Consider the following 12,310-nt stretch of genomic DNA (forward strand, 5'->3'; position numbering starts at 1 on the left):
CCATTTCATCATTACCATTTGCATCAAGTCAAAGATGCCTGCCTGTGTCAGAGATTGACATGTTGGCTGTCTTGATATTAAGCAAAAAGGATACCCACTGTGAAGAGTAACCGCCCCGTCAATCTCCAGCTTAGTCAGGTGATTAGCGTTAATGCCAAGTCTCCCATTGCCATCGCTTCTATTTTACACCGTGTCTCTGGAATCATTTTATTTTTACTCATTCCTGTCATATTGGTGATGTTACAAAACTCTTTGGCATCGCCAGCTTCTTTTGCTGCCACGTTTGATAATGTGCTGGTGCGTTTTGTGGCATGGGTGTTTGTGGCATCAACCGCTTATCATTTTGTGATGGGAATCAAACATTTATCGGCAGACATGGGCATGAACGAAGAGTTGCAGTCAGGGCGTACTGCGGCGGTGGTGAGTTTTGTTGTTGCGGCCATTTTGATTGTGGCTTCATTTGTATGGGTGATGTTCTAATGATTAAAAATAATTCAGGGACTAAAAGTGCCACAGGTTTGACAGGTTCAGGTCTGCGTGATTGGGTGGTGCAACGTGTCAGTGCGGTGGTGTTGGCGGTATATGGCTTAGTGTTGTTGGGGTTTTTCTTGTTTAATGGCACAATTAGCTATCTTGATTGGGTGTCGTTTATGATGAGTTTGCCCATGCGGGTGTTTAGTTTGCTTGCGATTTTGGCTTTGGCAGGTCATGCTTGGGTGGGCATATGGACGGTACTGACTGATTATGTTAAGTCTTCAGGATTGCGTTTGCTGTTACAATCTTTGATGATTTTGGCGGTATTGGTTTATTTATTTTGGGGCGTTATGATTTTTTGGGGGTCAGGGTTTGTTGTTTGATTCGTCAAGCAAACGTGGTTTAAACATCACATTAATCATAAAAACTGGTTTAAATGCCTTAATCCAAGCAGCAGCAATCCAGTCAGGTAACTTTCCAAATAAGCTAACTTTGCCCAATCAGCTTTTTTTAAGCATTTGCTTTTTACAAGCTTTGGTTTTACATAGAATAGATTTGATAGCAGGAACATCATAATGGCGACAAAACAAGATAACACCATTGCAAATATCAAAACACTTAACTTTGATGCTGTCATCGTGGGCGGTGGTGGTTCTGGTATGCGTGCTTCATTGCAATTAGCCCAAGGGGGCATGAATGTTGCTGTCATTACTAAAGTATTCCCAACTCGCTCACACACAGTGGCTGCCCAAGGGGGAATTGGGGCAAGTTTGGGCAACATGAGTAACGATAACTGGCATTTTCATTTTTATGATACGGTCAAAGGCTCAGATTGGTTGGGTGATCAAGATGCCATTGAGTATATGTGTCGTGAAGCACCCAAAGTGGTGTATGAGCTTGAACATTTTGGCATGCCGTTTGATAGAAACGAAGACGGTACAATTTATCAGCGTCCTTTTGGTGGTCATACTTCCAATTATGGTGAAAAAGCCGTTCAGCGTGCGTGTGCTGCCGCTGACCGTACGGGTCATGCTTTGTTGCACACTTTGTATCAAAAAAACCTACAACAAGGCACGCAATTTTTTATTGAGTGGATTGCTCTTGATTTAATTAAAGATGCTGATGGTAACATCAATGGGGTGATTGCCACTGACCAAGAGTCTGGCGATGTGGCGGTATTTCAAGCACCAACAACCATTCTTGCCACAGGTGGGGCAGGGCGTATCTTTGCTGCTTCAACCAATGCTTATATCAACACAGGTGATGGCTTGGGCATGGCGGTGCGAGCTGGCATTCCTTTGCAAGATATGGAATTTTGGCAGTTCCACCCCACGGGAGTGGCGGGGGCTGGCGTGTTGTTGACTGAAGGTTGTCGTGGTGAAGGGGCGATTTTGCGTAACAAGGACGGTGAGCCGTTTATGGAGCGTTATGCCCCAACGGTCAAAGACTTGGCTCCCCGTGATTTGGTGTCTCGCTCTATGGACCAAGAAATTAAAGAAGGACGTGGTTGCGGCCCTGATGGCGATTATATCGTCATGGACATGACTCATTTGGGCGTGGATACCATCATGAAACGTCTGCCTTCGGTATTTGAAATTGGCAAAAACTTCGCCAACCTTGACATCACCAAAGAGCCGATTCCTGTGATTCCAACCATTCACTATATGATGGGCGGTATTCCTACCACCATTCACGGTCAAGTCATTGTGCCAGATTTACAAGCAGGCGTGAATGAAGATGGCTTGTATGCTCAAGGCAAAATCATCAAAGGCTTATATGCCATTGGTGAATGTGCGTGTGTCAGCGTACACGGAGCGAACCGTTTGGGTACGAATTCTTTGCTGGATTTGGTGGTGTTTGGTCGTGCGGCAGGTAAGCACATCATTGATGAATTTCATCAAAATGACCACAATTATAAGCCCATGTCCCCCAGAGTGTTAGATGATACTTTGGCTCGTTTAAATAAGCTACAGCAGTCCACTGATGGGCATAACGCTCAAGATGTTGCCGATGAGATTCGTCGTACCATGCAACGGCATGCAGGTGTGTTCCGAACACAAAAATTACTTGATGAAGGGGTTGAGAAAATTTTAGCATTGGCCGATAAAGTCAATAACATTCATCTGGCAGATAAGTCGCAAGTCTTTAATACCGCACGCATCGAAGCGTTGGAAGTGTATAATTTATATGAAGTTGCCAAGGCAACCATCATTTCAGCATCTAAGCGTCATGAATGCCGTGGGGCTCATCATGTTGATGACTATGACCGTCCAGAAGATGACAGTTACGCACCAAACGGTCGTAATGACCATGAATGGATGAAACACACCCTATGGTACTCTGATGATAACAAAATCATCTATAAACCTGTGCGAAAAACACCATTAACTGTAGACTATGTTGAACCTAAGGTTCGTGTTTACTAATGTTTGATACTTGATTGATGCTTAATTAACAAAAGCTGAATTAACAAAAGCTTAATGAGTAATAAATGTTTGACTAACAATGGCTAACCGTGGGTTGAAACTAGGTTATAGGGAAACTAGATTAATGGGTCAACTGAGTGTTGACCACATAACGCCATAAACACATAATGCCATAAAATAGACCGTCTTTGATATTAACCGACATGATGAATTTGTGCCATTGTCTGTTAAACCGATGCCACAAATGACAAAAAATGACAAATGGGAGTAAGCACCATGAGCCGAGGCACTCGCACCATCGAAATTTATCGCTATGACCCCGATAAAGACAAAGCCCCATACATGCAAACTTATACGATTGAGCTATTAGACTCAGACCGCATGTTATTAGATGTGCTGTTACGTCTAAAAAAACAAGATGAAACGTTGACATTTCGCCGTTCGTGTCGTGAGGGCATCTGTGGCAGTGATGGCATGAACATCAATGGCAAAAATGGTCTGTCTTGCTTGATTAACATGAACACATTGCCAAAAAAAATCATCATTCGTCCACTACCAGGTTTGCCTGTGGTGCGTGATTTGGTGGTGGACATGAACCAGTTTTATGAGCAGTACGAAAAAGTGCATCCATTTTTAATCAACGACCAACCTGCACCCCCTGCTGAACGCCTACAATCACCAGAAGAGCGTGAAAAGCTTAATGGCTTATATGAATGTATCTTATGTGCGTGTTGCTCAACGTCTTGTCCATCATTTTGGTGGAATCCAGATAAGTTCTTAGGGCCTTCTGCTTTGTTAAATGCGTATCGTTTTGTGGCAGACAGCCGTGATAATGACACACAAGCCCGTTTGGCACGCTTGGACGACCCATTTAGTCTGTTCCGTTGCCGTGGCATCATGAACTGTGTGTCAGTTTGTCCCAAAGGTTTAAATCCAACCAAAGCCATTGGGCATTTGCGTAATCTATTGCTTGAACAAGCTGGCTAATGCGTTTATCATCAACTAACGTAGATTGACGAAGGTAAATGCACACAGAAGACAAGACAGATGAATTTGTGTGCTTTTAATTTAAATCATTGAAGCCAATCATAAACACCTCTAAAAATCATCAAAAGTTGGAACTTATGAACACATCTAATCTCGATGTCTCACGTGGACACACTGAGCTGGCAGGCGATAATGCTGGCTACATCGAATATCTGTATGAACAGTATCTCAATGACCCAAACAGCGTTGATGCCGATTGGCAAGCATACTTTAAAGCGTATGACAGTGGCGAAGAAGCCCACCATTTGGCAATACAAGACCAGTTTTTGTTATTGGCACGCAACCAAACAGCCAACAAATCTGTTTTGGTAACCAATGACGGCGTGAGTGGTGAGTGTGTTGACCCCAATCAAATGGGGGTACAAAAACTCATATCCGCTTACCGTCGCCGTGGGCATCGTAAAGCCAAGCTTGACCCCTTGCATCTGCACCCCCGTGCTGAAGTTGAAGATTTGACTTTGGCATATCATGGGTTAAGTGATGCTGATTTAGACACGGTATTTCCAACCAGTGATTTGAACATTGGCAAATCTCAGGCGACTTTGCGTGAGATTATTGACGTTATGGAACGAGTTTATTGCAGTCACATTGGCGTAGAATACATGCACGTAACGACCAGTGCTGAGAAACGTTGGTTTGAAGAACAGCTTGAGAGCAATTTGGGGTTTATTTACTTTGATGATGATAAGAAAAAATCCATTTTAGAGCGATTGACCGCTGCCGAAGGTTTAGAAAAATACTTGGCACGCAAATATATCGGTGTCAAACGTTTTGGTTTAGAAGGGGGAGAAAGTTTTATCCCTGCGATGAATGAACTCATTCAGCGTGCAGGTGGCTATGGCACAAAAGAGATGGTCATTGGCATGGCTCACCGTGGTCGCTTAAATGTGTTGGTGAATATTTTGGGTAAAAACCCAGCCAGCTTGTTTGATGAATTTGATGGCAAAGTACAGCCTGAAAAAGGCTCAGGTGATGTTAAATATCATAACGGTTATTCGTCAAATGTGATGACTCCAGGTGGTGAAGTGCATTTGGCACTGGCATTTAACCCATCACATTTGGAGATTGTCTCACCTGTTCTTGAAGGGTCGGTACGGGCTCGTCAAATACGCCGTCATGACGAAACTGGCAATACCGTATTGCCGATTGTGGTGCATGGTGATGCTGCTTTTGCAGGTCAAGGCGTGGTACAAGAAACGTTCCAAATGTCACAAACTCGTGCTTATACCACAGGTGGTACGGTGCATTTTGTCATCAATAATCAAGTGGGATTCACCACATCACGACAAGAAGATGCTCGCTCAACCGAATATTGTACCGACATTGCCAAGATGGTGCATGCACCGATTTTACATGTGAATGGTGATGACCCAGAAGCGGTGGTGTTTGCCACACAGATTGCCTTGGACTATCGTCATACCTTCAAAAAAGACATTGTGCTGGATATTTTTTGCTATCGCCGTAACGGACATAACGAAGCAGACGAGCCATCAGGGACACAACCTTTGATGTATGCCGTCATCAAAAAATTGCCAACCACTCGTGAACAATACGCCAAAAAGCTGATTGAAGCTGGGGTGATTGATGCTCAAACCGAAAAGCAATATGAAGATGGTTATCGTGAGTCATTAGATGAAGGCGAATATGTTGCCAATTCTTTGGTGCGTGAGCCTAATGCTGATTTATATGTTGATTGGTCGCCATATTTGGGGCATAAGTTTGAAGATGATTGGGACACCAGTGTCGATATTGATAAGTTAAAAGCTTATGGACGACAAATGGCAAAACTGCCAGCAGGTTATCAGTTGCAACGCCAAGTACAAAAGGTGGTGGAGCAACGCCTTGCCATGCAAACAGGCGAAGAGCCATTAAACTGGGGTGCAGCAGAGACATTGGCATATGCCACTTTGGTAGAAGAAGATTATTTGGTGCGAATCACAGGGGAAGATGTGGGGCGTGGCACATTCTCACATCGGCACAGTGAACTTTATAATGTCAATACTGGTGAGATGTATGTGCCACTTGCTCATATGAGTGACTCCCAAGCACGTTTTGCCACTTATAATTCGCTGTTATCAGAAGAAGCGGTATTGGCATTTGAATATGGCTATTCCACCACCATACCCAAATCTTTGATAGTGTGGGAAGCTCAGTTTGGTGATTTTGCCAATGGTGCCCAAGTGGTTATTGACCAGTTTATTTCCAGTGGGGAGACCAAATGGCAACGTGTCAGCGGTTTAACCATGCTGTTGCCACATGGTTATGAAGGTCAAGGTCCAGAACATTCCTCTGCTCGCCTTGAACGCTATTTACAACTGTGTGCTGAAGACAATATGCAGGTCATCACACCCACGACACCAGCACAGATATTCCATGTCTTACGCCGTCAGGCCATTCGTCCAATTCGTAAGCCACTTATTGTCATGTCACCTAAGAGCTTATTGCGCCATAAACTGGCGGTATCTAACCTAGAAGAACTGGCAAATGGTAAGTTTGAAACAGTGATATCAGAGACAGATGCACTCGATACCAACAAAGTCACTCGTTTGGTTTTTTGTGGTGGCAAGGTCTACTATGACCTACTTGAAAAACGCCGTGAATTGGATTTAGAGCATGTGGCGATTGTGCGTATTGAGCAGTTATACCCATTGCCAGAGGCACGCATATTAGAAGAGATTGGCAAATATCCCAATTTAGAAGACATCTTATGGACGCAAGAAGAGCCACGTAACCAAGGGGCTTGGTATTATCTGGCACCACATATGTTCCGCCTGATTGCACCACCGAAGCCTGCAACACGCCCAACCAAAGCGTATTTGCGTGATCCAGTAGCACGCCCACCATCAGCAGCCCCAGCGACTGGCTCGCCAAAAATTCATGCTCAACAGCAGGAGGACTTGGTTCATCGTGCGTTGGGATTGGAGAAATCTGAATAAAGAAATCTGAATAAATTGGTATTTTTTAAATCATGACTTTTTAATTCGATTTCTTAATTCAATGGTGCTTGAAACGTATGGTCGGTAAATCAGTGGTCAGTGAATTAATAGACACAATCATTGAATTGACCAACAATCTTATCATTTAAAAAAATTTTCAAAGGAGCCTTTCATGGCAGATATCAAAGCCCCCGTATTTCCAGAGTCCGTTGCTGATGGCACGATTGTTGAGTGGCATGTCAGTGAAGGTGAGCAAGTCAATCGTGATGACGTATTGGCAGAGATTGAGACTGATAAAGTGGTCTTAGAAGTTGTTGCCCCTGATGATGGTGTGCTCACCAAAATCGTTAAAGGTGTGGATGAAACGGTACAATCAGCTGAACTGATAGCCCAATTTGAAGCAGGTGCAACAGGCTCTGTGCCCGATGACAGCCAAACTGAAGACAGCCAAGCAAAAGATACCCAAGCTGACAAACCAAAAGCCAACCAAGATTCTCCTGCCAAAGATGATGGCAACACACCCACAGACATCAATGCTGAAGGTAGCCCAGCGGTGCGTAAGGCCGCCCGTGAGACAGGTATTAACCCTGCTGACGTACAAGGCAGTGGTCGTGGCGGCCGTGTTACCAAAGAAGACATGAAATCACCAACCTTAAAAGCAGACAGCAACATCAAATCTGACAGTGGGCGTCCAGTTGCTGACTCAGTTGGTGAGCGTGTTGAAAAGCGTGTGCCAATGACTCGTTTGCGTAAGACAGTTGCCAATCGCTTGCTGGCCGCCACCAATGACACCGCCATGTTGACCACGTTTAATGAAATCAACATGAAGCCACTGATGGACATGCGTAGTAAATACAAAGACCAGTTTGAAAAGCGTCATGGGGTAAAATTGGGCTTTATGTCCTTGTTTGTTAAAGCCGCCACTGAAGCCTTAAAACGCTTCCCAGCGGTTAATGCTTCGATTGATGGTGATGATATCGTCTATCATGGCTATTATGATGTGGGTGTGGCGGTGTCATCTGACCGTGGTTTGGTTGTGCCTGTCTTACGTAACACTGATCGCATGAGCATGGCAGATGTTGAAGATGGCATTCGTCAGTATGCCAATAAAGCTCGTGATGGCAAGTTATCATTGGACGAAATGACGGGTGGCACATTCACCATTACCAATGGTGGTGTGTTTGGCTCTTTGATGTCAACTCCCATTTTAAATCCACCACAAACTGCCATCTTAGGCATGCACGCCATCAATGAACGTCCCATGGCGGTTAATGGTGAGGTAAAAATTTTACCGATGATGTATGTGGCGTTGTCTTATGACCATCGTCTGATTGATGGTAAAGATGCGGTACAGTTTTTGGTTATCATTAAAGAGTTGGTGGAAGACCCAACCATGTTATTATTGGACTTATGATGTTTGAGACTGATGGTACTCATGGCAATCTGGCAATCTGTTCATTGTAATGTGAGTAATGTGATTGGTCATATGTTATAGATAAAATAGATAATACGTTATTTTAAAATTTTAAGGAAAAACCATGAAAAACAGTTATGATTTGGTCGTCATCGGCGGTGGTCCTGGTGGTTATGAAGCCGCCATTCGTGCGGGTCAATTGGGCATGAGTGTTGCCTGTATCGAAAAACGAGTACATAAAGGTGAGCCTGCTTTGGGCGGTACTTGTCTCAACGTCGGCTGTATCCCATCAAAAGCCTTGTTAGACAGCTCACACCGTTATGAAGCCACTCAACATGAGCTTAGTGAACACGGCATCAGCACAGGTGATGTCAGTATCGATGTCAAAAAAATGTTGCAACGTAAAGACAACATTGTTAAAGGGTTAACTGGTGGGGTGGCTGCTTTATTAAAAGGCAACGGTGTTGACTGGTTACAAGGCGTAGGTACGCTTGAAGATGGTAAAGGCGATAGCAAAAAAATCACCTTTACCCCATTAGATGAGTCACAAGAAGCCCAAAGCATCACTGCCAAATACGTCATTTTAGCGGCAGGTTCTGTCCCTATTGAGATTCCTGTTGCCAAAACTGATGGCGAGTATGTCGTTGACTCAACTGGGGCATTAGAGTTTGCTGAAGTGCCTAAGCGTTTGGGTGTGATTGGGGCAGGAGTCATCGGTTTGGAACTTGGCTCAGTGTGGCGTCGTTTGGGCAGTGACGTGGTGGTGTATGAAGCCATGCCTGAGTTTTTGGCAGCAGCAGATGATGAAATTGCCAAAGAAGCTGGTAAATTGCTCAAAAAACAAGGTCTGGATATCCGTGTGGATACCAAGGTTACCAATGCCCAAGTCAAAGATGGCCAAGTAGAAGTAACCAGTGAAAAAGGTGGTGAAAGTAGTACAGACACTTTTGATAAACTGATAGTCTGTGTGGGTCGTCGTGCTTATTCAGAAAAATTGCTTGGTGAAAACAGTGGTGTAAAAATGACCGATCGTGGTTTGGTTGAAGTTGATGACCAATGTAAAACCAACCTTGACGGTGTGTATGCCATTGGTGACTTGGTGCGTGGACCCATGCTTGCTCATAAAGCCATGGAAGAAGGCATGATGGCGGTTGAACGCATTCATGGTGAGAAACCACAAGTCAACTATGACACCATCATCAGCGTGATTTATACGCATCCAGAGATTGCCTGGGTTGGCATGACCGAACAACAAGCCATTGAAAAAGGTCATGAAGTGAAGACAGGCACGTTTAGCTTGGCGGCAAATGGTCGTGCTTTAGCACAAGGTGAAGGCATGGGTCTGGTCAAAGTGGTGGCAGATGCTAAAACTGACCGCCTGCTTGGCATGCACATGGTTGGCGTTGGTGCAGGAGACATCGTTCACCAAGGTATGATAGCCATGGAATTTGTCTCTAGCATTGAAGACTTACAGTTGATGACCTTTGCTCACCCAACTGTCTCAGAAGCGGTACACGAAGCAGCATTATCAGCAGATGGCAGAGCCATTCATGCCATTCAACGCAAAAAACGCAATAAATAATGCCCAGCGCCTATCATGTCCATGTTTATCACACCAATCCTTATCATGATAGGACGCTTATCATCGTGGTTTAACTGTGTATGGAGTTTCATTAAAGCCACATGAAAACCACATGAATTAAAATCAAAAAGACAAAAGGACACTCTCAATGAATCTACATGAATATCAAGCCAAAAACTTACTAAAATCTTATGGCCTACCCATTCAAGAAGGCATCATCGCCCATAATGGTGATGAAGCTGCCGATGCGTTTGATAAAACCCCAACAGATGTTGCGGTCATTAAAGCCCAAGTGCATGCTGGTGGTCGTGGTAAGGCTGGTGGTGTAAAACTGGTCAAAAGCCGTGAAGAAGCCAAACAAGTTGCCGAAGAGCTTATCGGTAAAAACTTGGTAACTTACCAAACTGATGCTGATGGTCAACCAGTTAACTTTGTGTTGGTTGCCGAAGACATGTATCCTGTACAGACCGAGCTATATTTGGGTGCGGTGGTTGACCGCTCAACCCGCCGTGTGACTTTTATGGCATCAACTGAAGGTGGTGTTGAAATTGAAAAAGTGGCAGAAGAAACACCTGAGAAAATCTTTAAAATCAGCGTTGACCCTATGATTGGTCTATTGCCCTTTGAAGCACGTGAAGTGGCATTTAAGCTTGGCTTAGAAGGCAAGCAAGTCAATCAGTTTGTCAAAATCATGACAGGGGCCTATCAAGCGTTTGTGGATAATGACTTTGCCCTATTTGAAATCAACCCATTGGCAGTGCGTGAAAATGGCGAGCTTGCTTGTGTTGATGGCAAAATCGGTATTGATTCAAATGCCTTATATCGCCTACCAAAAATTGCACAAATGCGAGATACTTCGCAAGAAAATGAGCGTGAGCTTAAGGCTTCTGGATTTGAGCTTAATTATGTCGCCTTAGAGGGCAACATCGGTTGTATGGTCAATGGAGCAGGTCTTGCCATGGCAACCATGGACATCATCAAGCTTTATGGTGGCCAACCAGCCAACTTCCTAGATGTGGGTGGTGGTGCAACCAAAGAGCGTGTGGTTGAAGCCTTTAAAATTATCCTAGAAGATGACAGCGTACAAGGTGTATTGATTAATATCTTTGGTGGCATCGTTCGCTGTGACATGATTGCTGAAGCCATCATCGCAGCGGTAAAAGAAGTGGACGTTAAAGTTCCTGTCGTTGTACGCCTAGAGGGCAACAATGCTGAAAAAGGTGCTCAGTTATTGGACGAATCAGGGCTACAACTTATCTCTGCTCAAGGCCTGTCTGACGCTGCCCAAAAAATCGTTGATGCTGTCAAAGCCTAATGGTCATATGAAAGCATCACAAAACATCATCATGCAAAACGTCATCATACAAAAGAATGGGAGAAAATAATGAGTGTACTGATTAATAAAGACACCAAAGTGTTGGTACAAGGTTTTACTGGTAAAAATGGCACATTCCACTCAGAACAAGCCATCGAATACGGCACAAAAATCGTTGGTGGTGTTACCCCAGGTAAAGGTGGACAAACACACTTAGACTTGCCAGTATTTAATACCATGAATGAAGCGGTCAAAGCCACTGGAGCAAACGCATCTGTTATCTATGTGCCAGCCCCATTTGTGCTGGACTCAGCCATCGAGGCCATCGACTCAGGTGTCAAATTGGTGGTCATCATCACCGAAGGCGTGCCTACCATGGACATGCTGAAAGTCAAACGCTACCTAGAAAATCATAACGCAGACTTAGTTGCCAAAGGTGAAGACATCGTGCGTATGGTTGGTCCTAACTGCCCAGGTGTCATCACCCCAGGCGAATGCAAGATTGGCATCATGCCCGGTCACATTCACCAAAAAGGCAAAGTGGGCATCATCTCTCGTTCTGGCACATTGACCTATGAAGCGGTTGCTCAGACCACCAAACTGGGTTTTGGTCAATCCACTTGTATTGGCATCGGTGGTGATCCCATTCCGGGTATGAACCAAATCGATGCCCTAAAACTGTTTCAAGATGACCCACAGACTGAAGCCATTGTGCTTATCGGTGAAATTGGTGGCACTGCCGAAGAAGAAGCGGCTGCCTTTATCAAGGGTAACGTTACTAAGCCAGTCATTGGCTATATCGCTGGCGTAACTGCACCAAAAGGCAAACGCATGGGACACGCTGGGGCAATCATCTCTGGTGGCAGTGGCACTGCTGAAGAGAAATTTAAAGCCTTTGAAGATGCTGGCATCGCCTATACTCGTGACCCATCTAAGATTGGTGAAAAGGTGAAAGAAGTGACAGGTTGGTAGACAGATGTTTGTTTATCAATGTTATGAATGATAGGATTTTAGATTAGAGTATATCTCCATTTAAATAGCATTATTTGAATGGGGAATATGCTTTTTCAAAAGTATGTACTTTTCCAAAAATAAAATACCACATCATTACCGCTA

The 12,310-nt window shown here is 44.3% G+C and carries 9 protein-coding genes; all 9 read left to right on the forward strand.

Annotated features, from left to right (window positions below; all coding sequences use genetic code 11):
• Nucleotides 1-90 precede the first annotated feature (90 nt).
• The 9 genes from sdhC (at nucleotide 91) to sucD (ending at nucleotide 12,166) form a co-directional block, all read left to right on the forward strand.
• Nucleotides 91-480: a succinate dehydrogenase, cytochrome b556 subunit gene (gene sdhC, locus WDM69_RS01025; RefSeq protein ID WP_338755843.1), complete on the forward strand. Its 390-nt coding sequence runs from the start codon at nucleotides 91-93 to the stop codon at nucleotides 478-480.
• A complete protein-coding gene (gene sdhD / locus WDM69_RS01030) occupies nucleotides 480-857 on the forward strand; it encodes a succinate dehydrogenase, hydrophobic membrane anchor protein (protein WP_078307244.1) in 378 nt (125 codons plus the stop codon). Before sdhC ends, sdhD begins: the two co-directional genes overlap by 1 nt.
• 192 nt (nucleotides 858-1,049) lie before the next feature.
• Nucleotides 1,050-2,900, forward strand: a complete 1,851-nt coding sequence (gene sdhA, locus WDM69_RS01035) for a succinate dehydrogenase flavoprotein subunit (protein ID WP_078307248.1) — start codon at nucleotides 1,050-1,052, stop codon at nucleotides 2,898-2,900.
• Nucleotides 2,901-3,176: 276 nt separating this feature from the next.
• The gene (locus tag WDM69_RS01040; RefSeq protein WP_078307553.1) at nucleotides 3,177-3,887 is read left to right on the forward strand and encodes a succinate dehydrogenase iron-sulfur subunit; all 711 of its coding nucleotides are present in this window, start codon (nucleotides 3,177-3,179) and stop codon (nucleotides 3,885-3,887) included.
• 137 nt (nucleotides 3,888-4,024) lie between these two features.
• On the forward strand, nucleotides 4,025-6,883 hold the full coding sequence (locus WDM69_RS01045; RefSeq protein WP_078307250.1) for a 2-oxoglutarate dehydrogenase E1 component: 2,859 nt from the start codon (nucleotides 4,025-4,027) through the stop codon (nucleotides 6,881-6,883).
• 172 nt (nucleotides 6,884-7,055) lie between these two features.
• Complete coding sequence (gene odhB / locus WDM69_RS01050; RefSeq protein WP_078307252.1) at nucleotides 7,056-8,297, forward strand: 2-oxoglutarate dehydrogenase complex dihydrolipoyllysine-residue succinyltransferase; 1,242 nt, start codon at nucleotides 7,056-7,058, stop codon at nucleotides 8,295-8,297.
• 124 nt (nucleotides 8,298-8,421) lie between these two features.
• Nucleotides 8,422-9,879 (forward strand): dihydrolipoyl dehydrogenase, encoded by a 1,458-nt coding sequence (gene lpdA, locus WDM69_RS01055; protein ID WP_078307253.1) that lies wholly within the window; start codon nucleotides 8,422-8,424, stop codon nucleotides 9,877-9,879.
• Nucleotides 9,880-10,027: 148 nt separating this feature from the next.
• On the forward strand, nucleotides 10,028-11,194 hold the full coding sequence (gene sucC, locus WDM69_RS01060) for an ADP-forming succinate--CoA ligase subunit beta (protein WP_078307254.1): 1,167 nt from the start codon (nucleotides 10,028-10,030) through the stop codon (nucleotides 11,192-11,194).
• A 69-nt stretch (nucleotides 11,195-11,263) separates the two neighbouring features.
• Entirely contained in the window at nucleotides 11,264-12,166 is a 903-nt protein-coding gene (gene sucD / locus WDM69_RS01065; protein WP_078307256.1) for a succinate--CoA ligase subunit alpha, read from the forward strand.
• The last annotated feature ends 144 nt before the right edge of the window (nucleotides 12,167-12,310 follow it).

Origin of the sequence: Lwoffella lincolnii (assembly GCF_037201985.1) — a bacterium.
Classification (GTDB): Bacteria; Pseudomonadota; Gammaproteobacteria; order Pseudomonadales; family Moraxellaceae; genus Psychrobacter; species Psychrobacter lincolnii.